The sequence below is a fragment of the Pseudomonas bananamidigenes genome (genome assembly GCF_001679645.1).
Lineage (GTDB): Bacteria > Pseudomonadota > Gammaproteobacteria > Pseudomonadales > Pseudomonadaceae > Aquipseudomonas > Aquipseudomonas bananamidigenes.
On record NZ_LRUN01000050.1, the window covers coordinates 45,808 to 68,495 of the forward strand.

Below are 22,688 nucleotides of genomic sequence, written 5' to 3' on the forward strand. Positions count from 1 at the left end.
TCTTTGAAATCATGAAGCCGAATTTTTTCTTTGCTTTCAGCCTGTTCACAATGGCACCACTTCAACAAGGCTCAGGATGAACAGCTCATGAATCTGAATTTTGCGTTTGCTTGCATGATCGTCGTGTCGTTCGCGATTGCGTTGGGGCATGCGTGATTCAGTCTGGCTTGGGGGCTCTGCGTAACTGCACCAGCAACGCCGGCGTAAAGTGCAACACCACCATCCGCACCAGATGGTGAGTGAGGATAAACACCACGTTCAACCCGCCACCGAATGCCACGATGGCAATGGTTTCGATTGCACCCGGCATGTAGGCCAGCCACAGCGACAACGCATCACTGCCCAGCAATCGCGCCGCCACTTCGGCGAATCCCGCCGCGACCAGAATCATCAACCCCACCGACACCAGCGCCGCTCGCCCATGCCGTGCCAGCTCCGCAAGACCGAGGCCCTGGAAACGTGAGCCGATGCGCGCCCCGAGAATCACGGCCGCCAGATCGAGGCTCCAGTCCGGCATGTGAAAACCGTGCAGCCATCCCGACTTCAGGAACACGGCGGTCAGGATAATCGCCGTCAACATGAACGGCGCCGGCACGCCTATGGCCAGCAGCAAACGCCCGACGATCACACTCAACAGGATCAGCCCGAATACGGTCAACGCCATGCCCGTGGACAGCGGATCGACATCGGCCACCGCGACCGTTGCCTGACCGGGAATCAGCAGACTCACCAGCACCGTGATCAGCAGCAAACGCATCAGATGCACGATGATGACCTTGCTCGACGCCTGATGCGATTCCAGTAAATCGAACACCGCCGCCAGCGCCCCGGGATACACCGCCAGCAACGCATCCGTGCGGTTCCATCCGGCTCCGCGCGCCAGCCACCAGGCCGACAACATCACTTGCAGCGCCAGGCACAGCAGCAACACGCCGAGGCTTGGCAACATTGTCGAGACGGTCGCACTGTCCCAGGCTTCGAACATCAGCCCGGTGGCGATGCCCAGGGTGACCTGGATGTAACCCAGGCCATAAGGAGTCCTGGGCGCGAAGCCGAATCGAGTGGCCGCAAGCGCGGTGACAAGGATCGAGCCCAGCAGCAAGCCGTGGGGCACGCCTTCGAACTGCAACAGCGCGCCGAATCCGGCAGCGATCAACAGACACAGAATGGATTTCATGGTCGCCTTCCTGGCTATTCAAATGACGTCAGGCGCGCAACCGTCCGATCGCCCGCCGATACTTTTCGATCCGCTCCAGATCCTCCCAACTTGGCGAGGCGATCCGCGACAGGTCGCTGTTCTCTTCCAGATCCGCCAGTTTCACCACCCTGCCGATGGGGTTCTGCGCCGCACGCTCGACGAAATCCTCGTAGGACTCGCCGGGCAATTTGGTCACCGATTCGATGGCGGACAGCACCTCTTCGCTGAAACCTTCCTTGCGCAAATCTTCAAGGCTGATGCCGCAATCCTCGACCACATCGTGCAGCACCGCGACGATGCGTTCTTCCAGGCTGCTCATGCGCAGCATGACTTTCAGCGGATGCAAAATGTACGGCGCCCCGCCCTTGTCCATCTGCCCGGCGTGGGCCGTGGCGGCAATGGCGATGGCGCGTTCCAGAGTCTGAGTCATGGGCGTTTCCTCGGGTCAGACGCCATACCGGCCGCCAATATAAAAATGACGCTTGAACCAGCGCCCGATCGCCTGCAAACGCCCGGTTGGCTGCGCAGGGTCTGCATAGCGCTGAAGAATCAGCGAAACCAGCTCCTCCTGTCTTTTGCCCGGGTGCGCATCCAGCAACTCGGCCACCCAGGGGCAATTGGCCTTCTTCAAATGCTCACGCCATTCACCGGGCCAGCCATCCAGCTCATCCAGCGCCAGCCACCGCGCACCACCCTGCTCGACATGCCCGCCGCCAATCGATTGCTCGAAACAGAACGGCGTCGCCGGTCGGGACAGGTCGATGCTGAAGATGTAGATGTCATGGGTCTTGTGCTGCGGCGTGGGGGCGTTGTTGCGGTGACCGATCTGAATCATGGGCGGTTCCAATCCTTGGGCGCTAAGTACGTTCGATTGTTTCTCACTCTGTACACGCCGCGCAAATCAAAATCCTGATGGAACCTCCCGTACCCGCCCAATCTCGAAACCATAAGCGCCCCCACTCACGATCAAATAAGGCGCCATGGGAGAGTTCCGCGATGAACATCCGACTGTTGCTCCTGATCGCCACTTTCGGCGTCATTCCCACGTGCGTCATGGCCGAGGGCTGCGACGTCAGGACCCGCTCCTCCAGCCCCTCGGTGCCCGCCGTGGAGACGCACAGCTGCTACGAATACGAAGGCATGCCGGTCAACGCGATCGACTGGTCATGCAGCAACGAAAGCAAGGACATGCTCAACAGCAGCAAAACCAGGGTCAAACACTGCGCCGACCATTATCAGGCGTCGTGTATCGCCACCCTCACACAGGAATCCCTGGCGAACCCGCACTCCACCAGCAAGGACAACAACGCCAAAGCCCTGAACATCCCGGACAGCGCGCAAGTGACCACGTATTACTACGACATGGAGCATCTGGCGCAGGCGCGGATCGATTGTGAGAACGGGGGTGGGCATTGGAAGGCGAAATAACGGCGATTATGCGCCCATGAAAAAGGGACACCGACGGGTGTCCCTTTCTGCTCTGAATTGCGCGTGGATTCAGCGTTTCATGGCTTCGCACTGGTTGCGCAGGTCATGATCGCCGATGGACGAACAACTGCTGCCCTTCTTCGCCTCACAAAAGGCGCGCTGGTCGTGATCGCCGATGCTTGAACAGGAACTGCCTTTCTCCGCTTCGCAGGCTGCACGCATGTCGTGATCACCGATGGACGAACAACTGCTGCCTTTTCTGGCCTCGCAATAGGCGCGCTGGTCATGATCGCCGATGCTTGAGCAGGAACTGCCTTTCTCCGCTTCACAGGCTGAACGCATGTCATGGTCGCCGATGGAAGAACAACTGCTGCCTTCCTGCGTGGCCTCACAATAACTGCGCTTGTCGTGATCACTGATGCTGGAACAACTGGCGCAAACGTAACCGCTGAACAGCAACAACATCGCAAGAATCAGTTTCATCTCACACTTCCTTGGGCTTGCCGGGAAACAGCCTGGCACTGGTTGACTCGTTCAAAATGGGCGTCGCGACACGCCATCAAATTGACATCAGTTTTGAGGAAAGTTCCGAGACGAGTGAAGTACCGAGTTTCGCGATCTGAAAGCCTTGTACCCGTGGCGAGGGAGCTTGCTCCCGCTGGACTGCGAAGCAGGCCTGCATATGAAAAAGAGAAACCGCATCTCTGCGGTTTCTACTGGGCATCGCATTTTGCGTTGACGAATTATCCGAATCAAAAATTCGCCGGCGTATTCGCACTGATAATTTCCGCCTCATCCGCCCCGATATTCCGGAACTTGTGCGGCAGCGTCGTCGGAAAGTAATACCCGTCCCCCGCACTCAACACGCTCACCTGCCCGTCCACCGTCAACTCGACCGTGCCACGGGTCACCAGTCCGCACTCCTCACCCTCGGTGTGAACAATCGGCTCTTCCCCGGAGCTCGCGCCCGGCGCGTATTGCTCGCGCAGCAGGCGCATCTGGCGGCTGGGCACCGAGGCGCCGATGAGCAGCAGGCGCAGGCCGTGGCGGCCGAGGTCGGGTTGTTCGTTGGCGCGGAAGACGTATTGGTGTTCGCGCGGCGGCTGGTCGAAGGTGAAGAAGTCGGCCAGGGACATCGGAATGCCTTCGAGCAGCTTTTTCAGGGAGCTGACGGAAGGACTGACACGATTCTGTTCGATCAGGGAGATGGTGGCATTGGTCACGCCGCTACGCCGGGCCAGCTCGCGCTGGGAGAGTTTGTAGCTTTCGCGTACTAGTTTGAGTCGAGAACCCGTATCCATGACAGCCTTATGTGAGAACGACTTAAGGGTAATGGGGGTGGGTGGCGGGTGCCGCGCAAGGCGCGCGGATCACGTTGCTCCCGTGTCCCGGAACCGTGAAAGGCGGCTATTAAATCACGTTTGTCGGTGTTGCTCAGCAGGTTCGATGGACGGTGGGTGAAAAGAGCCTGCTGCTGGTAATTGCGGGTCAGGCACAAGACCTGTGGGAGCGAGCTTGCTCGCGATTGGGCGGCACATTCAACATCCCTTTTGCTGATAGACCGCTTTCGCGAGCAAGCTCGCTCCCACAGGGTTTGTGGTGTTGCTTGCCAAGTAAAAAACCGGCGGCGCCTGTGCGGGGCCACCGCCGGGGAGGTAAATCAGATGCCGAAACGGTCACGCAGCGAGTAATACACCGCGCCAAGGGCGGTCAGCGGCGCGGAGAACGTGCGACCGCCGATCATCGGCATGTGCGGAAGCGAGGCGAAAGCATCGAAGCGTTCGGCGTCGCCGCGGATCATTTCCGAGATCAGTTTGCCGGCCAGGTGCGAACAGGTGACGCCGTGGCCGCTGTAGCCCTGCATGTAGTAGGCATTTTTCTCGATACGGCCGAATTGCGGCATGCGCGACATGGTCAGCAGGAAGTTGCCGGTCCAGCGGTAGTCGATTTTCACGTCCTTGAGCTGCGGGAAGGTCTTGAGCATTTTCGGACGGATCAGGGTTTCGATGTCGTCCGGTTCACGGGCGCCATACACCACACCGCCGCCGTAAAGCAGACGGTTGTCGGCGGTCAGACGGTAGTAGTCGAGCAGGTAGTTGCAATCTTCGACGCAGTAGTTATTGGTGATCAGGCTGCGGGCCTGCTTTTCGGTCAGCGGTTCGGTGACGCAGATCTGCGAGCCGCACGGCATGCTCTTGGCGGTCACGCGGTTATCGAGGCCTTGCGGCAGGTAGGCGTTGCCGGCGATCAGCAGGTACTTGGCGCGGACCTGGCCTTTGGCGGTGCGCACGACGTTCGGCTCACCGTACTTGATTTCCACCGCAGCGGATTGCTCGTAGATCTTGCCACCCAGACGCACGATGGCCGCGGCCTCACCGAGGGCCAGGTTCAGCGGGTGAATGTGGCCGCCCTGCATGTCCAGCAGCCCGCCGACATAGGCGTCGGAACCGACTTCGCGACGGATGTCCGCCGCGTCGAGCAGCTTCAGATTACGGTTGCCGTACCGCTCCCAGTTGCGTTTCTGCTCGGCCAGACCATTGAGCTGTTTCTTGTTCATCGCGGCGAAGATACCGCCCGGGCGGTAGTCGCACTTGATGTCGTATTCCTTGATGCGCGAACGGATGATGTCGGCGCCTTCGAAGATCATGCTGCCGAGGATTTCGGCGGTCTTGTCGCCGTAGCGCTCTTCGATCACGTCGACATCGCGGCTGTAGGAGTTGACCAGTTGACCGCCATTGCGACCGCTGGCGCCGTAGCCGACTTTCGCCGCTTCCAGCACCGTCACTTTATAGCCGGCTTCGCTCAGGAACAGCGCCGAGGACAGGCCGGTGTAGCCGGCGCCGATGATGCAGACGTCGCACTCCACCGACTCTTCGAGGACCGGGAAATCGATCACTTCGTTGCGGGTGGCGGCGTAGTAGCTGTTCACGTGTTGTTGCTTCATTTTTTTATTCTCCGAAGGCCGCCGGTTGCAGGCGGCCACCGTTGTAAAAGAGTCAGAGCTTGATCCAGGTCGCTTTCAGCTCGGTGTACTTGTCGAACGCGTGCAGCGATTTGTCGCGCCCGTTGCCCGACTGTTTGAAACCACCGAACGGCGCGGTCATGTCGCCGCCGTCGTACTGGTTGACCCACACGCTGCCGGCGCGCAGGCCACGGGCGAAGGTGTGGGCCTTGCTCAGGTTGCTGGTCCAGACCCCGGCGGCGAGGCCGAAGATACTGTCGTTGGCGATCTGCAGCGCTTCCTCGACAGTGTCGAAGGTGATCAGCGACAGCACGGGGCCGAAGATTTCTTCCTTGGCGATGGTCATGGCATTGGTCACGCCGTCGAAAATCGTCGGCTCGACGTAGGTGCCACCGGTCTCTTCGAGGGCGCGTCGGCCACCGGCGATCAGTTCGGCGCCCTGCTCCCGGCCAATGCTGATGTAGCGCAGCACGTTGTCCAGTTGACGCTGATCGACCACGGCGCCGACATTGGTTGCCGGATCGAGGGCGTGGCCCGGCTTCCAAGCTTGCAGTGCTTCCACCAGCAGCGGGATGAATTGCTCGCGAATCGAGCGCTCCACCAGCAGGCGCGAGCCGGCGGTGCAGACTTCACCCTGGTTGAATGCAATGGCGCCAGCCGCCGCTTGTGCTGCCGCGCGCAAGTCCGGTGCATCGGCGAACACCACGTTCGGGCTCTTGCCCCCGGCTTCGAGCCAGACGCGTTTCATGTTGCTTTGGCCGGCATAAATCATCAGTTGCTTGGCAATTGCCGTGGAGCCGGTGAAGGCCAGCACGTCGACGTCCATGTGCAGCGCCAACGCCTTGCCGACGGTATGACCGAAGCCTGGCAGGACGTTGAACACGCCTTTCGGAATGCCGGCATCCAGCGCCAGTTGCGCGATGCGGATCGCGGTCAACGGGGATTTTTCCGAAGGCTTGAGGATGAACGAGTTGCCTGCCGCCAGCGCCGGGGCGAATTTCCAGCTGGCCATGATCAGCGGGAAGTTCCACGGCACGATGGCCGCGACCACGCCGGACGGCTCGCGGGTCACCAGACCGAGCTGATCGTGCGGGGTGGCGGCGACTTCGTCGTAGATCTTGTCGATGGCCTCGGCGCTCCAGCGGATCGCGTTGGCGGTCGCCGGGATGTCGATGCTCATCGAATCGCTGATCGGTTTGCCCATGTCGAGGGTTTCGAGCAGCGCCAGTTCTTCCTGGTGTTGCAGGATCAGGTCGGCAAAGCGGATCAGGATGCGCTTGCGCTCGGCCGGGGCCTTGTTGGCCCACACGCCGGAATTGAAGGACTGGCGCGCGACTTCGACGGCGAGGTTGGCATCGGCTTCATCGGTGCTGGCCACGGAGGCCAGGAAACGGCCGTCGACGGGGCTCAGGCACTCGAAGGTGGCGCCGCTGATGGCCGGGCGGTATTCGCCGTTGATGAAGGCGCGGGATTCAATGGTCAGGGACTGGAAGCGTTGTTCCCAGTCGTTGCGGGTCATGGTCATGGGGGTGGCTCGACGCGGGGGAATTTGGGGGTGTCAGGGTCTGTGTTCGGCTTGAGAGGGCTGCCCTCACCCTAGCCCTCTCCCGGGGGGAGAGGGGACCGACCGGGGGATGCTGGAGAGCTCCGCCGACCTGAAAAATCTTTGCCGAATCCATAATCGACTGGATCGGTCAGGTCGCCGGAAATCCCGAGACAACTCGGTCAGTCCCCTCTCCCTTCGGGAGAGGGTTAGGGTGAGGGGCTTTTGAAGGCCTCACACCGTATGCAGATACCAGTTGTACTCAAGGTCAGAGATCGAATTTTCGAACTCCGCCAGCTCGCTTTCCTTGCACGCGACGAAGACGTCGATGTACATCGGGTCGATGTATTTCGCCATGACTTCGCTGTCGTCCAGCACACGCAGGGCGTCACGCAGGTTGTTCGGCAGGCTCTGCTCGTTCTGTTCGTAAGAGTTGCCTTCGGTCGGGGCCGGCGGCTCGATCTTGTTGGTCAGGCCGTGATGCACGCCCGCCAGCACCGATGCCATCAGCAGGTACGGGTTGGCGTCGGCACCGGCCACGCGGTGCTCGATGCGCACGGCATCCGGCGAACCGGTCGGTACGCGCACGGCCACGGTGCGGTTGTCGATGCCCCAGCTCGGCGAATTCGGCACATAGAACTGCGCACCGAAACGACGGTAGGAGTTGACGTTGGGGCACAGGAAAGCCATTTGCGCCGGCAGGGTCTCCAGCACACCGCCGATCGCGTGACGCAGCGCGACGTTCTGCTCGGGATCCTCACTGGCGAAGATGTTGTTGCCTTCCTTGTCCAGAATCGAAATGTGTACGTGCAGACCGTTGCCCGCCTGGCCCGGATACGGCTTGGCCATGAAGGTGGTGTCCATCTCGTGGTCGTAGGCGATGTTTTTCACCAGACGCTTGAGCAGGATCGCGTATTCGCAGGCCTTGATCGGGTCGGACACGTGGTGCAGGTTGACTTCGAACTGCGCCGGGGCGCTTTCCTTGACGATGGCGTCAGCCGGAATGCCCTGCTCTTTCGCGCCTTCGAGGATGTCCTGCAGGCAGTCGACGTATTCGTCGAGGTCATCGATCAGGTAAACCTGGGTCGACACCGGACGCTTGCCCGACACCGGTGAACGCGGCGATTGCGGACGGCCGTTCACGTTGTCCTGGTCGATCAGGTAGAACTCGAGTTCGAACGCGGCGCAGATGGTCAGGCCCAGTTCGTCGAATTTGCGCACCACGTTGGCCAGCACTTCACGCGGGTCGGCGAAGAACGGCTCGCCTTCCAGTTCGTGCATGGTCATCAGCAGTTGAGCGGTCGGGCGCTTCTGCCAGGGTTCGATGCTCAGGGTGCCGGGGATCGGGTAGCAGATGCGGTCGGCGTCGCCGATGTCCAGGCCCAGGCCGGTGCTTTCCACCGTGGAGCCGTTGATGTCGAGGGCAAAGAGCGAGGCCGGCAGGTTGATGCCTTTCTCGTAAACCTTGTGAAGACTGGTGCGCTCGATGCGCTTGCCGCGCACCACACCGTTCATGTCTGCAATCAGAAGGTCGACGTACAAAACCTCAGGATGTTTCTTAAGGAATGCGTTTGCTTCGTTGAGTTGAACGGCACGCAGAGGGACCGACATGATGCACCTATTTAGCTGTTAATTATTATGTTCACTGCTGTTTCGCGGAGCCAGTCAACCCGAACGGCAAAGTGAAGTCAATAGCGAACACAGGGCCGTTCAGCGTTTATTTTTCAGGCTTTTTTTAACACTCTCGTGCCAAAGCAGGCGCCAGAGCCCCGGCCTTGATGACGATTTGATGAACGGCGTTTAGAATTTTTTACATGGGAGTTGTTAATTAAAATCAACGAGGCTAAGCTCCGGAAAAGCTCGTTCAAGTGTCAAACTTCGAGGTGAATAAAAATGGCATTCAAGCCATTGATCGGCGTTACTGCGTGCGTCAAACAGATTGGCCTGCACCCCTATCACATCAGCGGCGACAAGTACGTTCGCGCTGTCAGCGTTGCGGCGCTGGGGTTGCCTGTCGTCATTCCTTCCCTTGGCAAACTGACTGAAATCGACGACCTGCTGGGTCAGCTCGACGGTCTGCTGCTGACCGGCTCGCCGTCCAATGTGGAGCCTTTCCACTATCAGGGCCCGGCCAGCGCTCCCGGTACGGATCACGATCCGGCGCGGGATGCCACTACCCTTCCTCTATTGCGTGCAGCCATCGCGGCGGGCGTTCCGGTACTCGGCATTTGCCGGGGTTTCCAGGAAATGAACGTGGCGTTCGGCGGCAGCCTGCACCAGAAGGTGCATGAACTGCCGGGCATGCTCGATCACCGCGAGGCCGACAGCCCGGATGTCGCCGTGCAATACGCCCCGGCCCACGCTGTGTCGGTACTGCCGGGCGGCGTATTCGAAGCGCTGGAGCTGCCGGACGAATTCCAGGTCAACTCGATTCACAGTCAGGGCATCGACCGCCTCGCTCCCGGCCTGCGCGCCGAAGCCGTGGCGCCGGACGGCCTGATCGAGGCGGTCTCGGTGGAGCACAGCCCGACCTTCGCCCTCGGCGTGCAATGGCACCCGGAATGGCAGGTGCTGGACAACCCGAACTACCTGCGGATTTTCCAGGCGTTCGGCGAGGCCTGCCGCCAGCGTGCGGCGCGACGCAACCTGCGCTGACGCCACCCAACGATTGCAAAACCATTTACTGCCCCCGCGGGGTCGGCGGCTGCGCGCTTGCGCATCCGTCATCCGTGAAAACAACAAACCGTAATAACAACAAGTACTACCCAGGCAGCCAGGACGGCGGCGCCGACCAAGCCGGATCGGTGCGGGCAATGCCAGCCAGGTAAACGCATTCCCCTTGTGGGAGCGAGCCTGCTCGCGAAAGCGGTGTATCAGCAAACAACGATGTCGACTGACACTCCGCTTTCGCGAGCAGGCTCGCTCCCACAGGTTCTGCGCCATAACTGACGGACATCTCGCACAGCTCTGCAATCCACTCTTAAGCCAGGCCGCGTTGGCCCGGCGACTGAAACCTGTTGGGAGTTTCACATGGCAAACGCCTCCAGCACTTACAGGAAGGCTCTTGAAGGTCATCAGCAACCGAAAAAGGTTCTGGTGAAAGTCGATCGAGTCACCAAGAAGTTCGACGAAACCACTGCGGTGGACGATGTGTCCCTGGAGATCCATCAGGGCGAGATTTTCGCCCTGCTCGGCGGCTCCGGCTCGGGCAAATCGACCCTGCTGCGCATGCTCGCCGGTTTCGAACGGCCGACTGAAGGACGCATTCTGCTCGACGGTGTCGACATCACCGACATGCCGCCGTACGAGCGCCCGATCAACATGATGTTCCAGTCCTACGCCCTGTTCCCGCACATGACGGTGGCGCAGAACATCGCCTTCGGCCTCAAGCAGGACCGTTTGCCGGCCAGCGAAATCGATGCCCGCGTCGAAGAGATGCTGCGTCTGGTACACATGACCCAATACGCCAAACGCCGCCCGCATCAACTGTCCGGTGGTCAGCGTCAGCGCGTGGCCCTCGCCCGCTCCCTGGCCAAGCGTCCGAAGCTGTTGCTGCTCGACGAACCGATGGGCGCGCTGGATAAAAAGCTGCGCTCGCAGATGCAGCTTGAGCTGGTGGAGATCATCGAGCGCGTCGGCGTGACCTGCGTGATGGTGACCCACGATCAGGAAGAAGCCATGACCATGGCCGAGCGCATCGCGATCATGCACCTGGGCTGGATCGCTCAGGTCGGCAGCCCGGTCGACATTTACGAGGCGCCGGTCAACCGCATGGTCTGCGAATTCATCGGCAACGTGAACGCCTTCGACGGCACCGTGGTCGAGGACCTCGAAGGTCACGCGATCATTCACAGCCCGGACCTGCAGCAAAAGATCTACGTCGGTCATGGCGTCAGCACCTCGGTGCAGGACAAATCCATCACCTACGCGATCCGCCCGGAAAAAATGCTGGTCAGCACCCTCAAGCCCGAGACCCGCTACAACTGGTCCGAAGGCAAGGTGCATGACATCGCCTACCTCGGCGGCCACTCGGTGTTCTACGTCGAGTTGCCGAGCGGCAAGATCGTCCAGTCGTTCATGGCCAACGCCGAACGCCGTGGCGCGCGTCCGACCTGGGACGACAAGGTCTACGTCTGGTGGGAAGACGACAGCGGCGTGGTACTGCGCTCATGAGAACCTTCAATCAGCAATGCCTGCGTCTGGTGCCCAGCGGGCGAAAGTTCGTCATCGGCATCCCGTTCATCTGGCTGTTCCTGTTCTTCATGCTGCCGTTCTTTCTGGTGATGAAGATCAGTTTCTCGGAAGCCGCGCTGTCGATCCCGCCGTACTCGGAGATCTACACCTACGCCGAACAGAAATTTCAGCTGTTCCTGAACCTCGGCAACTACACCATGCTCGGCGAAGACGAGCTGTACCTGTCGGCCTACCTCGGTTCGCTGAAGGTCGCGGCACTGAGCACGCTGATGTGCCTGGTGATCGGCTTTCCGATGGCTTACGCGATCACCAAGGCCAGCAAGGAAGCGCAGAACGTCCTGCTGCTGTTGATCATGATGCCGACCTGGACCGCGATCCTGATCCGCGTGTATGCGTGGATGGGCATCCTCAGCAACAACGGTCTGCTCAACGCGTTCCTGATGTGGACCGGGCTCACCGATCACCCGATCGAGATCCTCAACACCAACACCGCCGTGTATATCGGCGTGGTCTACGCGTATCTGCCGTTCATGGTGCTGCCGCTCTACGCCAACCTGGTGAAGCATGATGGCAGCCTGCTGGAAGCCGCGCAGGATCTGGGTTCGAGCAACTTCAACAACTTCTGGAAAATCACCGTGCCGCTGGCCAAGAACGGCATCATCGCCGGCTGCATGCTGGTGTTCATTCCGGTGGTGGGCGAGTTCGTGATTCCGGAACTGCTGGGCGGCCCGGAGACCCTGATGATCGGTCGCGTGCTGTGGCAAGAGTTCTTCAATAACCGCGACTGGCCGGTGGCGTCCGCCCTGGCGGTGGTGATGCTGTTGATCCTGATTGTGCCGATCCTGCTGTTCAACCGCAGCCAGGCCAAAGAGATGGAGGGACGGGGATGAAACGCTTCGGATTTTCAAAGTTCATGCTGATCTTCGGCCTGCTGTTCATCTACCTGCCGATGCTGATTCTGGTGATCTATTCGTTCAACGCCTCGAAACTGGTGACGGTCTGGGGCGGCTGGTCGGTGAAGTGGTACGTCGGTCTGCTCGACAACACACAACTGATGGGCTCGGTGGTGCGCTCGCTGGAGATCGCCTGCTACACCGCCGTCGCGGCAGTGGCACTGGGCACCCTCGCCGCGTTCGTGCTGACCCGCGTCACGCGCTTCAAGGGCCGTACGCTGTTCGGCGGCCTGGTGACCGCGCCGCTCGTTATGCCCGAGGTGATCACCGGTCTGTCGCTGTTGCTGCTGTTCGTGGCCATGGCGCAATTGATCGGCTGGCCGCAGGAGCGTGGCATCGTCACGATCTGGATCGCCCACACCACGTTTTGTGCCGCTTATGTGGCGGTGGTAGTCTCCGCCCGCCTGCGTGAACTGGACCTGTCGATCGAAGAAGCGGCGATGGATCTGGGCGCAAAACCGTTCAAGGTGTTTTTCCTGATCACCATCCCGATGATCGCGCCGTCGCTGGCAGCGGGCGGCATGATGTCGTTCGCTCTGTCGCTGGACGATCTGGTGCTGGCGAGCTTCGTCTCCGGCCCCGGTTCGACGACTCTGCCGATGGAAGTGTTCTCGGCCGTTCGTCTGGGCGTGAAGCCCGAGATCAACGCCGTGGCCAGCCTGATTCTGCTGGCGGTGTCGCTGGTGACCTTCCTGGTCTGGTACTTCGGTCGCAAGGCAGAAGCCAACCGCAAGCGTGCGATTCAGGAAGCGATGGATCAGACCGCCAACGAATCGTGGCAGCAACCGCAACGCGCCGCCACTGCTTGAAGAGTTACCGCTTTTGTGGCGAGGGAGCTTGCTCCCGCCGGGCTGCGCAGCAGCCCCGGAAACTTGTGAGTGCTGCGCACTCAAGCGGGAGCAAGCTCCCTCGCCACAGGGTTTTACGTGCACCAATGTTTTGAATAAAAAGAATGGAGTTGTACCGATGAAAATGTTTGGCAGGACTCTGCTGACACTGTCCTTAATGGGCGCAATCGCCACGGGCGTCCAGGCCAACGACAAGGTGCTGCGCGTTTACAACTGGTCGGACTACATCGCCCCGGACACCGTCAAGAAGTTCGAGGACGAGACCGGCATCCGCGTGACCTACGATGTGTTCGACAGCAACGAAACCCTCGAAGCGCGTTTGCTCGCGGGCAAGTCCGGCTACGACATCGTGGTGCCGTCCAACAGTTTCCTGGCCAAGCAGATCAAGGCCGGGGTCTACCAGACCCTGGACAAATCGAAACTGCCGAACTGGAAGAATCTCAACCCGGTGCTGCTGAAAAACGCCTCTGCCAGTGATCCGGGCAACGCCCATGCGTTCCCGTACATGTGGGGCTCGATCGGCATCGGGTTCAACCCGGCCAAAGTCAGGGAAGTGCTCGGCCAGAATGCGCCGACCAACTCCTGGGACCTGCTGTTCAAACCGGAGAACGCCGAGAAGCTCAAGGCTTGCGGCATCAGTTTCCTCGACTCGCCGACCGAAATGATCCCGGCGGCCCTGCACTACCTGGGCTATCCGGTGAACGACAAGGACACCGCGCACATCAAGGAAGCCGAGGCGCTGTTCATGAAGATTCGCCCGAACGTGGCGTACTTCCACTCTTCGAAGTACATCTCGGATCTGGCCAACGGCAACATCTGCGTGGCGGTCGGTTATTCCGGTGACGTATTGCAGGCCAAGGCCCGCGCAGTGGAATCGGGCAACAAGGTGGTGATCGACTACAGCATTCCCAAGGAAGGTGCCGGCAGTTTCTACGACATGGTCGCCATCCCGCGCGATGCGGCGAACGTCGAGAACGCTTACCTGTTCATGGACTTCCTGATGCGGCCGGACATCATCGCCGAGATCACCAACAGCAACGGCTACAGCAATGCCAACGCGGCAGCGACGCCGCTGGTGGACGAAGCGATCCGCAACGATCCGGGCTCGTACCCGTCGCAGGAAGTGATGGCCACGCTGTATGCGGTGCCAGATCAACCGATTGCCACGCAACGGATCATGACCCGGGGCTGGACTCGCGTGAAACTCGGCAAGTAACTGGATAAACCTGTGGGAGCGAGCTTGCTCGCGAAGAGGGTATGTCAGTCAACATATCCTTTACTGGAAGACCGACTTCGCGAGCAAGCTCGCTCCCACAAGGTCAGCATGCCCCACCGAAATCTATGTTTTCCGTTCACGCAGCGCCTTACCACCGCTGCACCCTCGCTCTGAACGGCCTCACCTGGCCTCCCTCGGTTCAGGTGATTCAGGCGCCCTCGGGCGCCTTTTTTTGTGAGCTCAGGTCAGCGGCCAATCCTGAACAATTCGATAACGGCCCTTGTGGGATTCGAACAGCGCAAAGCGTTCAGCCCGCAGGAAGAACTCCGGTGGCGTGGCGGATTCCGGCTCCGGCGCCCGATAGTCCCGGACCAGTGTCAGGTGCGGACGATACTCTCGCGTCGCCTCTTCAAACCCGAACGGCAACATCGCCTGCTCCAGTCCGTAAACCAGCCGCAACAAGCCTGCCGGTGCCTGCTCCGGCGCCAACGACAACACCCCGGCACGCCGCCACACCTGCAAGCGATCCAGCGAAATCCTCAGCACCTCGCCCGGAGTACTCACTTTGGACGCTGCCTCACAGACTTCACCAATCTGTGCCAACGGCACCGCGCCGAGAAACAGCAGCGTCAGGTGAAAATTGTCCGCCGGCACCGGTTTGCCGGTACGCAAGCCCAGCTCGCTGCGCCACTGGGCAATCGCCTTGCGTTGTGCCGGTGGGCAGTCGAGGGCGAAGAACAGCCGCTTGAACGGTTGATCCTCGCGTGTTTCGTCCGTCATGGCCACGCTCCTTCGTTCGTCGAGATCTCTGGATTCTACACGCCCGTTTCTGGCGACTCTCGGCCTGGGGTTTATAGTTCAACGATTGCCGTCAATTGGAGAACGCCATGCGCGAGGTCCTCAGCAAAGAACCCTGGTGGGCCCGGCCACCGAATCCCGGACAGGATGAGAAGGAACTGGAATGGGGCTGGCTGGTGCATTACAGCGAGGGAGAACCGCGTTTCGAATTTGTCCGCGAGCGGCCGACGGACGAGCAGATCCGCAATCGAAAAGGCTGCCGGATCACCCCGTCGGCGGAGTGATCCGGCAGCGCTGCATCAAGACTCGAGAATGTCCTTGAAGCCGCCGAAGATCATTCGCTGCCCATCGAACGGCATCGGATTGACGTCCGGTTGCATGCGCGGGTCTTCCATCATTTTGCCCATGCCGGCGTCGCGGGTGGCCTTGTCCGGCCAGACCAGCCAGCCGGCCGACACGGTTTCTCCGTCCTTGAGTTTCACGGCCATCGGAAATGAGGTGACCTTGCCGTCCGGCACGTCATCACCCCAGCCTTGAACCACCTCCAGTGCGCCGTACTCCTTGAACAGCTTGGCGGCGATTTCGCAGTGTTTCCTGTACTGGTCGCGATTGGCATTCGGGATGGGTGCGACAAAAACATCGATGTAAGCCATGGTCGTTCTCCTGCGGGTTTAGGGATCCATCTGCTGGATAGTCGACTCGGGCGGGTGCCATTCGACGGGTGTTGCACCCGATCCGACCGACGGTTCGTCCGACCTGCCCAGACTTCCCTCCACCTGCGCCGCCATGTGCAGCGTGCCGGCCATCACACCGGTCGTCGGGTTCTGCAGCAGTTTCAGCCAGCTCTTGTCGAACGTGTTGCCCAGGCTGCTGCGGATCAGCGCTTCGCTGTCCGGGCGATCATTGGCCTGAAGGATGGCGCGGATGCCTGCCACGCCCGCCGAAATCAGCCCGCCGACAAGCTTGCCTGCCGCTGCTGCCACTGCACTGGCGGCCCCACGGGGGGCCATTTCCGCTTCCATGCGCTGGCTGGCACGCCTGGCCACCGGAGCCATGCCGGCATCGGTCGAAGCGATGCCCCTGGCTCCGCCTTCGGTGTGGATCTTGTCGATCAACGCGGCATAGGCCGGCAAGGTGTTCAGCGGCTCGGTGCTGAGCACCTGGTACAGCGAGGCATCCCGGGCCGGCGGCGGGCCGAGGGCAATGGCGGGGATTTTCTGCAAGTGGCCGTTGAGCTGGGCGACAGGCACGCCATAGCGCTGGGCGATGACCGGCATCTGCTGTGCCATCAGTTGCGCGTAGAACGCGGTGGATTGGGCGAGGATCGCGTCCGGGTCAATCTCCAGCGCCACCGGCGCCAGCACCCGCTCCTGATATTGCTCCAGCAAATACGCGGCCAGACGTTTTGAAGAGGCATCCTGCTCGCCACCGGCGCTGAGGGTGTACCAGCTGACCTTCATCGACAGCCATTCCTGGGTCCAGTAGCTGCTGAACCACGGGATGAATTTTTCTTCAGTTTGCTCGTAGACCCGAATGCGCCAATGTTCCATCGAACCACGGGCGAAAGCCTTGACCTGCTCGGTGGACTGCCGGGACGCTGCAACGATGTCCCGGTCGATCTGCTGCCAGGTGGCCGGCGATACCACCACCGCCGGCGCGCTCGCCGGGCCCCGCGCCGTGGTTGCGCAACCGGCCAGCAACATCAGTGCGGCGACGATCAGCGCACGCAGGTTCACGGTGGCGGTGTCCTTTGGTGGGTCAGATCTGGAGGTAACGACTTGAGTATAGGTGTGGGTTTCAGCCGTTTGTCCGGTTGTATCGATCCTCGATCCGGGCGCGGGATTTCAGCTTTTGTTCCAACCATCACTGACGTCGATGATCACCATTACGACGATTGCCTTCCGCATCAGACGCGTCCGGCGCAGGATTCACCCATCCGAGACACACACCACGAGGAGTTCACATCATGAGTCATACCGTCACCCTCGCCGTGAGCTTCCCGGTCTTCGGCAACAACTATTACGACCAGCATCCGGTGTCGCTGAAGACACAGGCCTTGGTGTTCAACGAAGATTTCGAAGATCTGCTGATGCCCGCCGCGAGCAATCATTTCAGCAATGAAGTGGTGGGCCTCAACGATCAGTTCCGCTTTCTGAGCGACATACTCGCCACCCATTTGCTGGACATCGAGGCCTCCGTGCCTGCGCGATCCAGCGTCCGGGCGAACGCTCATTTTTAATGCCAAAGGGCGTTCCCGTGCGGGAGCGCCCCTTTTTGCTCATTACTGGTCGTCGTTATCACCACGATGATAGCGACGCCCGTCGCGACGGTCATAGTCGCGATCATCCCAACGCCGGTCATGATCGTAGTAACGGCCATGATCGCGGTCGTAATGCCGGCCATGGCGATAGTCATCATCAAAGTCCGCCACACAGCCGCCGAGCAAAACGGCAGCGGAAACAGTCAGCAGCAGGGTTGTTGCACGCATCATTCGGAATTTCCCTAAAACCTGGGTCTTGACGACGGAAATGGTCAGCGCGGTGCGCAGCCGCGACTTCGACCGAGGAAAACGCCGATGATTCACTGACGGTCCATGACCGTTGATCGCCCCGTTTTCAAGCCTGGCGCCGGGGCCAAAATCCGACAAAACCTTTTCCTCCCCCCTGCGGTCACTCCTAGAACAGACCAAGACTGGCCACCACGCCGGCGTTCACGCGCGGGTCATTTGTCGCCCGCCCGACCTGATCAGAGGACTACCAGCCATGAACGATCATCCGCCCTCGGGGCTGTCCCGACGCCGGTTTCTGATTCTCGGCGCCGTGACCGCCACCGCGTTTGCGTTGCCACCCTTCATCAGTCTCAAGGCCTATGCGGCCCATCTGGAGCAACCGGCCATGGCCAACGTAACGTTTGAGGTCAACGGCAAACCCCAGGCCCTTGAAGTCGATAACCGCACCACATTGCTCGACGCCCTGCGCGAACACCTGCACCTGACCGGCAGCAAAAAGGGCTGCGACCACGGCCAGTGCGGCGCCTGCACGGTGATCGTCGATGGCCGGCGAATCAATTCCTGCCTGACCCTGGCCGTGATGCAGGACGGCGCCAAAGTCACCACCGTCGAAGGCCTCGGCTTGCCGGACCGGCTGCATCCGATGCAGGCCGCGTTCATCAAACATGATGGTTATCAATGCGGCTATTGCACGCCCGGGCAAATCTGCTCGGCGGTGGCGGCGCTCAAGGAAATTCGCGACGGCATACCCAGTCACGCCAGCCCCAGCCTGACCGAGCCGCCGCAACTGATCACCAGCGAGTTGCAGGAACGCATGAGCGGCAACATCTGCCGTTGTGGTGCGTACTCCAACATCATCGAAGCCATCAGCGAAGTCGCGGAGGTCTCGGCATGAGAGCGTTCAATTACAGTCGAGCCGACTCTCCCGCCGCCGCTGCGCAAGCGGCGCTAGCACAAGGTACGCGGTTCATCGCCGGCGGCACCAACCTGCTGGACTTGATGAAGCTCGGCATCGAAACGCCGCAGCAGTTGATCGACATCAATCACTTGGGCCTCGACCAGACCGAGGCCACCCCCGAGGGCGGTCTGCGCATCGGCGCGCTGGTGCGCAACACCGACCTGGCCGCCGACCCGCGTGTACGCAAGGACTACGCCCTGCTCTCCCGGGCCTTGCTGGCCGGGGCCTCGGGGCAGTTGCGCAACATGGCAACCACCGCCGGCAACCTGTTGCAACGCACCCGTTGCCCGTACTTCTACGACACTAATCAGGCCTGCAACAAACGCACTCCCGGCAGTGGCTGCGCGGCGATGGGTGGCGTCACTCGGCAACTGGGCATCATCGGCGTCAGCGACGCGTGCATTGCCACGCACCCGAGCGACATGGCGATTGCCCTGCGGGCGCTGGATGCGCAGATCGAAACCCTCAACCCCGATGGCAACACCCGGCGCATCGCCATGGCCGATTTTCATTCGTTGCCCGGCAGTACGCCGCATATCGAAACCGCGCTCACGCCCGGCGAATTGATCACCGGCGTCACCCTGCCCGCGCCGATTGGCGGCACTCACATTTATCACAAGGTGCGGGATCGCTCGTCCTATGCCTTCGCGTTGGTGTCCGTCGGTCTGATCCTGCAAAAGGATGGCAGCGGCCGCGTCGCCGTCGGTGGCATCGCGCCGAAACCCTGGCGGGTAGAAGCCGCCGAAACGCTGTTGCCGCAGGGCGCGAAAGCCGTCAGTGCGCGCCTGCTCGACGGTGCCACCCCCACCCCTGACAACCGGTTCAAGGTAACGCTGGTGGAGCGCACGCTCGCCTCGGTGCTGGCCCAAGCGAGGGACGAAGCATGAAATTCGACACACCCGCCACCACCAACCCCATTGACCGATTGAAGGTCATCGGCCAGCCCACCGACCGCATCGAAGGCCCGCTGAAAACCTGCGGCCAGGCGCCCTACGCTTACGAGCAGCATGAAGCCGCGCAGCATCAGGCCTACGGTTTCATGGTCGGCTCCGCCATCGCCAAGGGCCGCATCACGCGCATGGACCTGGATCAGGCTCGCGCCGCACCCGGCGTGCTGGCCATCGTCACGGCGGCCAATGCCGGCAAGCTCGGCAAGGGCAAGTACAACGCCGCGCATCTGCTGGCCGGCCCCGAGGTGCAGCATTATCACCAGGCCGTGGCGCTGGTGGTTGCCGAAACCTTCGAACAGGCCCGCGCTGCGGCGCAGTTGGTCCATGTCGAGTACAGCGTCGACAAAGGCCGGTTCGATCTGGCCGCCGTGCGCGATCAAGGCGTAGAGCCGAAGGACGAGTTGCCGGACGTGAGGCACGGCGACTTCGACACGGCCTTCGCCGCCGCTGCGGTGCAGTTCGACCAGACCTACAGCACCCCGGACCAGTCCCACGCCATGATGGAGCCCCACGCAACCCTCGCCGCCTGGCAAGGCGATCATCTGACCCTGTGGACCTCGAACCAGATGATCGCCTGGAGCGTCGGTGACATCGCCGCCACACTGGGCCTGCCCAAAGACAAGGTGCGGTTGATTTCGCCCTATATTGGCGGCGGTTTCGGCGGCAAGCTGTTCATCCGCGCCGACGCGATCCTGGCCGCCCTCGGCGCACGTCTGGCCAGCCGCCCGGTGAAGGTCGCCCTCGCCCGTCCACAGATGGCCAACAACACCACGCACCGCCCGGCCACCCTCCAGCGTATTCGTTTGGGGGCCACGACGGACGGCAAACTCACCGCCATCGCCCACGAAGGCTGGTCGGGCAACCTGGCCGAGGGCAAGGTCGAACTGGCCGCGCAACCGAGCCAGTTGCTCTACGCCGGGGAAAATCGTCTGGTGAGCATGCGTCTCGCGCCGCTGGACCTGCCGGAAGGCAATGCCATGCGCGCCCCCGGCGAAGCCCCCGGCCTGATGGTGCTGGAAATCGCCATGGACGAGATGGCGGAAAAGCTCAAACTCGACCCGATCCAGTTCCGCATCCTCAACGACACCCAGGTCGATCCGGTGAAAACCGAGCGACCGTTCTCCCGACGACGCCTGATCGAATGCCTGCAAACCGGCGCCGAACACTTCGGCTGGGACAAGCGCAACGCAACACCCGGCACCCGTCGCGAAGGTCGCTGGCTGATCGGCATGGGCGTGGCGGCAGCGATTCGCAATAACCTGCTGGTGAAATCCGGCGCCAAGGTGCGGCTGGAGCGTGACGGCAAGATCACAGTGGAAACCGACATGACCGATATCGGCACCGGCAGCTACACGATCATCGCGCAGACCGCAGCCGAAATGATGGGCGTGGAACTGGCGGACGTGACAGTGCATCTGGGGGATTCGAATTTTCCGGTGTCGTCCGGCTCCGGCGGTCAGTTCGGCGCCAATTGCTCGACTGCAGGGGTCTACGCTGCGTGCATGAAACTGCGCGAAGCGGTGACGAAGAAACTGGGCATGACCGAAGGCGAAGCGGTGTTCGCCGAGGGTCACGTGCAGCTCGGCAGCCGACAGGTGCCATTGCGTAATGCCGCGCAAAACGGCGCGATCGAAGCCGAGGACAGCATCGAGTTCGCCGACCTCGCCAAGCAGTATCAGCAGTCGACCTTCGGTGCGCATTTCGTCGAAGTCGCGGTCGATGCCTTTACCGGGGAAGTGCGCGTGCGGCGCATGCTCGCGGTCTGCTCTGCGGGGCGGATCCTCAACCCGAAAACCGCCCGCAGCCAGGTGATCGGTGCCATGACCATGGGGGTCGGTGCAGCACTGATGGAAGAGCTGGCGGTGGACAAACGCCTGGGCTTTTTCGTCAATCACGATCTGGCCGGTTACGAAGTGCCGGTGCATGCCGACATCCCGCATCAGGAGGTGATCTTCCTCGATGAAACCGACCCGATTTCTTCGCCGATGAAGGCCAAGGGCGTGGGCGAACTGGGCATCTGCGGGGTCAGTGCGGCGGTGGCGAATGCCATCTACAACGCCACCGGGGCACGAGTGCGGGAGTATCCGATTACCCTGGACAAAATTCTGGACTCGCTGCCACCGATGATCTGAATCCGCTCGCGATGGAAATTACCCGACCAGTGCAATCAATTGCTGGCGCTGTGCATCGGTCAGCATCGGCCCGAACCCGGCGCCGGCATTGTCGGCCATGTAACGCGGGTTGCCGGTGCCGGGGATCACGCAAGTCACTGCCGTGTTCGACAACAAAAACTTCAGCGCCAGTTGCGGCCAGCTGTTGACCTGCACGTCCGACACCCAGCCCGGCAACGGTTTACCCTTGAGCCGGGCCAGCAGCCCGCCACCGCCAAACGGCCGGTTGCAGATCACCGCCACACCCCGTTCGCGGCACAACGGCAGAATGCGTTTTTCCACGCCACGGTCGTCCAGGGCGTAGTTGATCTGCAGGAAGTCGAACGGTTCGGCCTTCAGCACCGCTTCCACTTCGTCATAGGCCGAGGGCGTGTAATGGGTGATGCCGATGTAGCGGATGCGACTCTGCTCCTTCCATTCACGCAGGGTCGGCAGGTGAGTCTGCCAGTCCAGCAGATTGTGGATCTGCATCAGGTCGATACGCTCGGTACGCAGCAGGCGAAAGGAGTTTTCCATCTGCGCGATGCCCTCCTCGCGCCCGCGGGTCCACACCTTGGTCGCCAGAAACGCCGGTGAACGCGGTTCGTGAATCGACAGCAGCTCGCCGGTGGTTTCTTCGGCGCGGCCATACATCGGTGAACTGTCGATCAGCGTGCCGCCCTTTCTGAACAACTCGTCGAGTACCGCCGGCAATTGTCTATAGGCCGGCTCGCCCGGCGCGACGTCGAAGCCGCGATAGGTGCCCAGCCCTACCACAGGCAGCAGCTCGGAGCTGGAAGGGATGGCGCGGGTCTGCATGCTCAGGCCTCCGGGGGCACTCGACGACGTGGCGGCAGCCAACGCCCGGTCAACGGTGATAAGTGCGGTAACACCGGCTGCCAGTTTGAGCAGACGGCGACGTGAACAACCCTCAGTGTGGCTCATGCTCGCCTCTCTGTTGTTGCACCTTGTGTGCGGCGG

The 22,688-nt window shown here is 61.3% G+C and carries 24 protein-coding genes; 11 read left to right on the forward strand and 13 right to left on the reverse strand.

The window, feature by feature from the left end; genetic code table 11:
* Nucleotides 1-157: 157 nt before the first annotated feature.
* From BBF94_RS17975 to BBF94_RS17985, 3 genes are read right to left on the reverse strand one after another with little or no spacing between them, the layout of a single operon-like run.
* Nucleotides 158-1,177, reverse strand: coding sequence for an AbrB family transcriptional regulator (locus BBF94_RS17975; RefSeq protein WP_065260332.1), 1,020 nt, complete (start codon nt 1,175-1,177; stop codon nt 158-160).
* A gap of 28 nt (nt 1,178-1,205) precedes the next feature.
* Nucleotides 1,206-1,628 (reverse strand): HD domain-containing protein, encoded by a 423-nt coding sequence (locus tag BBF94_RS17980; protein ID WP_065260333.1) that lies wholly within the window; start codon nt 1,626-1,628, stop codon nt 1,206-1,208.
* 15 nt (nt 1,629-1,643) lie between these two features.
* A complete protein-coding gene (locus tag BBF94_RS17985) occupies nt 1,644-2,033 on the reverse strand; it encodes a hypothetical protein (RefSeq protein ID WP_065260334.1) in 390 nt (129 codons plus the stop codon).
* A 161-nt stretch (nt 2,034-2,194) separates the two neighbouring features.
* On the opposite strand from BBF94_RS17985, the gene BBF94_RS17990 reads away from it, so the two are divergent.
* Nucleotides 2,195-2,626, forward strand: coding sequence for a hypothetical protein (locus BBF94_RS17990; RefSeq protein WP_065260335.1), 432 nt, complete (start codon nt 2,195-2,197; stop codon nt 2,624-2,626).
* A 69-nt stretch (nt 2,627-2,695) separates the two neighbouring features.
* Here the strand turns inward: BBF94_RS17990 and BBF94_RS17995 are convergent, their stop codons facing one another.
* The 5 genes from BBF94_RS17995 to BBF94_RS18015 all read right to left on the reverse strand — a co-directional run bounded on the left by BBF94_RS17995 (nt 2,696) and on the right by BBF94_RS18015 (nt 8,742).
* Entirely contained in the window at nt 2,696-3,109 is a 414-nt protein-coding gene (locus BBF94_RS17995) for a hypothetical protein (RefSeq protein ID WP_065260336.1), read from the reverse strand.
* A gap of 269 nt (nt 3,110-3,378) precedes the next feature.
* A complete protein-coding gene (locus tag BBF94_RS18000) occupies nt 3,379-3,927 on the reverse strand; it encodes a cupin domain-containing protein (protein WP_065260337.1) in 549 nt (182 codons plus the stop codon).
* Between the two features lie 359 nt (nt 3,928-4,286).
* Nucleotides 4,287-5,570, reverse strand: coding sequence for an NAD(P)/FAD-dependent oxidoreductase (locus BBF94_RS18005; RefSeq protein ID WP_065260338.1), 1,284 nt, complete (start codon nt 5,568-5,570; stop codon nt 4,287-4,289).
* 52 nt (nt 5,571-5,622) lie between these two features.
* A complete protein-coding gene (locus tag BBF94_RS18010; RefSeq protein WP_065260339.1) occupies nt 5,623-7,113 on the reverse strand; it encodes an aldehyde dehydrogenase in 1,491 nt (496 codons plus the stop codon).
* 252 nt (nt 7,114-7,365) lie between these two features.
* A complete protein-coding gene (locus BBF94_RS18015) occupies nt 7,366-8,742 on the reverse strand; it encodes a glutamine synthetase family protein (protein WP_065260340.1) in 1,377 nt (458 codons plus the stop codon).
* 282 nt (nt 8,743-9,024) lie between these two features.
* Here BBF94_RS18015 and BBF94_RS18020 point away from each other — a divergent pair, with 282 nt between their 5' ends.
* The 5 genes from BBF94_RS18020 (at nt 9,025) to BBF94_RS18040 (ending at nt 14,342) form a co-directional block, all read left to right on the forward strand.
* Nucleotides 9,025-9,786, forward strand: a complete 762-nt coding sequence (locus tag BBF94_RS18020; RefSeq protein WP_065260341.1) for a gamma-glutamyl-gamma-aminobutyrate hydrolase family protein — start codon at nt 9,025-9,027, stop codon at nt 9,784-9,786.
* Between the two features lie 375 nt (nt 9,787-10,161).
* Nucleotides 10,162-11,304 (forward strand): ABC transporter ATP-binding protein, encoded by a 1,143-nt coding sequence (locus BBF94_RS18025; RefSeq protein WP_065260342.1) that lies wholly within the window; start codon nt 10,162-10,164, stop codon nt 11,302-11,304.
* A gap of 29 nt (nt 11,305-11,333) precedes the next feature.
* A complete protein-coding gene (locus tag BBF94_RS18030; RefSeq protein ID WP_176704472.1) occupies nt 11,334-12,215 on the forward strand; it encodes an ABC transporter permease subunit in 882 nt (293 codons plus the stop codon).
* Complete coding sequence (locus tag BBF94_RS18035) at nt 12,212-13,087, forward strand: ABC transporter permease subunit (RefSeq protein WP_065260344.1); 876 nt, start codon at nt 12,212-12,214, stop codon at nt 13,085-13,087. The genes BBF94_RS18030 and BBF94_RS18035 overlap by 4 nt, the downstream gene beginning before the upstream one ends.
* A gap of 157 nt (nt 13,088-13,244) precedes the next feature.
* A complete protein-coding gene (locus BBF94_RS18040; protein WP_065260345.1) occupies nt 13,245-14,342 on the forward strand; it encodes a polyamine ABC transporter substrate-binding protein in 1,098 nt (365 codons plus the stop codon).
* Between the two features lie 240 nt (nt 14,343-14,582).
* Here the strand turns inward: BBF94_RS18040 and thpR are convergent, their stop codons facing one another.
* The gene (thpR, locus tag BBF94_RS18045; protein ID WP_065260346.1) at nt 14,583-15,122 is read right to left on the reverse strand and encodes an RNA 2',3'-cyclic phosphodiesterase; all 540 of its coding nucleotides are present in this window, start codon (nt 15,120-15,122) and stop codon (nt 14,583-14,585) included.
* A gap of 107 nt (nt 15,123-15,229) precedes the next feature.
* On the opposite strand from thpR, the gene BBF94_RS18050 reads away from it, so the two are divergent.
* Nucleotides 15,230-15,424, forward strand: coding sequence for a hypothetical protein (locus tag BBF94_RS18050; protein ID WP_065260347.1), 195 nt, complete (start codon nt 15,230-15,232; stop codon nt 15,422-15,424).
* Nucleotides 15,425-15,439: 15 nt separating this feature from the next.
* Here BBF94_RS18050 and BBF94_RS18055 read toward each other — a convergent pair whose 3' ends face one another.
* Both BBF94_RS18055 and BBF94_RS18060 read right to left on the reverse strand, forming a co-directional pair.
* The gene (locus BBF94_RS18055) at nt 15,440-15,793 is read right to left on the reverse strand and encodes a DUF1428 domain-containing protein (protein ID WP_065260348.1); all 354 of its coding nucleotides are present in this window, start codon (nt 15,791-15,793) and stop codon (nt 15,440-15,442) included.
* 18 nt (nt 15,794-15,811) lie between these two features.
* Nucleotides 15,812-16,876 (reverse strand): hypothetical protein, encoded by a 1,065-nt coding sequence (locus tag BBF94_RS18060; protein ID WP_065260349.1) that lies wholly within the window; start codon nt 16,874-16,876, stop codon nt 15,812-15,814.
* 230 nt (nt 16,877-17,106) lie between these two features.
* On the opposite strand from BBF94_RS18060, the gene BBF94_RS18065 reads away from it, so the two are divergent.
* On the forward strand, nt 17,107-17,379 hold the full coding sequence (locus tag BBF94_RS18065; RefSeq protein ID WP_065260350.1) for a hypothetical protein: 273 nt from the start codon (nt 17,107-17,109) through the stop codon (nt 17,377-17,379).
* Between the two features lie 42 nt (nt 17,380-17,421).
* On the opposite strand, the gene BBF94_RS18070 is transcribed toward BBF94_RS18065, so the two are convergent.
* Complete coding sequence (locus BBF94_RS18070) at nt 17,422-17,631, reverse strand: hypothetical protein (RefSeq protein WP_065260351.1); 210 nt, start codon at nt 17,629-17,631, stop codon at nt 17,422-17,424.
* 271 nt (nt 17,632-17,902) lie between these two features.
* Between BBF94_RS18070 and paoA the strand changes: the two genes are divergently transcribed.
* The 3 genes from paoA to paoC are packed head-to-tail and all read left to right on the forward strand — an operon-like array spanning nt 17,903 to nt 21,689.
* Nucleotides 17,903-18,544, forward strand: coding sequence for an aldehyde dehydrogenase iron-sulfur subunit PaoA (gene paoA / locus BBF94_RS18075; protein WP_065260352.1), 642 nt, complete (start codon nt 17,903-17,905; stop codon nt 18,542-18,544).
* A complete protein-coding gene (locus BBF94_RS18080; RefSeq protein ID WP_065260353.1) occupies nt 18,541-19,494 on the forward strand; it encodes an FAD binding domain-containing protein in 954 nt (317 codons plus the stop codon). The genes paoA and BBF94_RS18080 overlap by 4 nt, the downstream gene beginning before the upstream one ends.
* The gene (gene paoC, locus BBF94_RS18085; RefSeq protein WP_065260354.1) at nt 19,491-21,689 is read left to right on the forward strand and encodes an aldehyde oxidoreductase molybdenum-binding subunit PaoC; all 2,199 of its coding nucleotides are present in this window, start codon (nt 19,491-19,493) and stop codon (nt 21,687-21,689) included. The genes BBF94_RS18080 and paoC overlap by 4 nt, the downstream gene beginning before the upstream one ends.
* Nucleotides 21,690-21,707: 18 nt before the next feature.
* Here the strand turns inward: paoC and BBF94_RS18090 are convergent, their stop codons facing one another.
* Nucleotides 21,708-22,652 (reverse strand): aldo/keto reductase, encoded by a 945-nt coding sequence (locus tag BBF94_RS18090; protein WP_176704471.1) that lies wholly within the window; start codon nt 22,650-22,652, stop codon nt 21,708-21,710.
* Nucleotides 22,653-22,688: the final 36 nt, after the last annotated feature.

Excerpts from the sequence above, each read along its gene's own strand:
- BBF94_RS18070 (WP_065260351.1), bottom strand. The coding sequence starts at position 17,631 with ATGATGCGTGCAACAACCCTGCTGCTGACTGTTTCCGCTGCCGTTTTG.
- BBF94_RS18080 (WP_065260353.1), top strand. The coding sequence starts at position 18,541 with ATGAGAGCGTTCAATTACAGTCGAGCCGACTCTCCCGCCGCCGCTGCG.
- BBF94_RS18020 (WP_065260341.1), top strand. The coding sequence starts at position 9,025 with ATGGCATTCAAGCCATTGATCGGCGTTACTGCGTGCGTCAAACAGATT.
- BBF94_RS18090 (WP_176704471.1), bottom strand. The coding sequence starts at position 22,652 with ATGAGCCACACTGAGGGTTGTTCACGTCGCCGTCTGCTCAAACTGGCA.
- paoC (WP_065260354.1), top strand. The coding sequence starts at position 19,491 with ATGAAATTCGACACACCCGCCACCACCAACCCCATTGACCGATTGAAG.
- BBF94_RS18005 (WP_065260338.1), bottom strand. The coding sequence starts at position 5,570 with ATGAAGCAACAACACGTGAACAGCTACTACGCCGCCACCCGCAACGAA.
- BBF94_RS18000 (WP_065260337.1), bottom strand. The coding sequence starts at position 3,927 with ATGGATACGGGTTCTCGACTCAAACTAGTACGCGAAAGCTACAAACTC.
- BBF94_RS17985 (WP_065260334.1), bottom strand. The coding sequence starts at position 2,033 with ATGATTCAGATCGGTCACCGCAACAACGCCCCCACGCCGCAGCACAAG.
- BBF94_RS18035 (WP_065260344.1), top strand. The coding sequence starts at position 12,212 with ATGAAACGCTTCGGATTTTCAAAGTTCATGCTGATCTTCGGCCTGCTG.
- paoA (WP_065260352.1), top strand. The coding sequence starts at position 17,903 with ATGAACGATCATCCGCCCTCGGGGCTGTCCCGACGCCGGTTTCTGATT.
- BBF94_RS18040 (WP_065260345.1), top strand. The coding sequence starts at position 13,245 with ATGAAAATGTTTGGCAGGACTCTGCTGACACTGTCCTTAATGGGCGCA.
- BBF94_RS18065 (WP_065260350.1), top strand. The coding sequence starts at position 17,107 with ATGAGTCATACCGTCACCCTCGCCGTGAGCTTCCCGGTCTTCGGCAAC.
- BBF94_RS17975 (WP_065260332.1), bottom strand. The coding sequence starts at position 1,177 with ATGAAATCCATTCTGTGTCTGTTGATCGCTGCCGGATTCGGCGCGCTG.
- BBF94_RS18050 (WP_065260347.1), top strand. The coding sequence starts at position 15,230 with ATGCGCGAGGTCCTCAGCAAAGAACCCTGGTGGGCCCGGCCACCGAAT.
- BBF94_RS18015 (WP_065260340.1), bottom strand. The coding sequence starts at position 8,742 with ATGTCGGTCCCTCTGCGTGCCGTTCAACTCAACGAAGCAAACGCATTC.
- thpR (WP_065260346.1), bottom strand. The coding sequence starts at position 15,122 with ATGACGGACGAAACACGCGAGGATCAACCGTTCAAGCGGCTGTTCTTC.
- BBF94_RS18055 (WP_065260348.1), bottom strand. The coding sequence starts at position 15,793 with ATGGCTTACATCGATGTTTTTGTCGCACCCATCCCGAATGCCAATCGC.
- BBF94_RS18010 (WP_065260339.1), bottom strand. The coding sequence starts at position 7,113 with ATGACCATGACCCGCAACGACTGGGAACAACGCTTCCAGTCCCTGACC.
- BBF94_RS17995 (WP_065260336.1), bottom strand. The coding sequence starts at position 3,109 with ATGAAACTGATTCTTGCGATGTTGTTGCTGTTCAGCGGTTACGTTTGC.
- BBF94_RS18025 (WP_065260342.1), top strand. The coding sequence starts at position 10,162 with ATGGCAAACGCCTCCAGCACTTACAGGAAGGCTCTTGAAGGTCATCAG.
- BBF94_RS17980 (WP_065260333.1), bottom strand. The coding sequence starts at position 1,628 with ATGACTCAGACTCTGGAACGCGCCATCGCCATTGCCGCCACGGCCCAC.
- BBF94_RS17990 (WP_065260335.1), top strand. The coding sequence starts at position 2,195 with ATGAACATCCGACTGTTGCTCCTGATCGCCACTTTCGGCGTCATTCCC.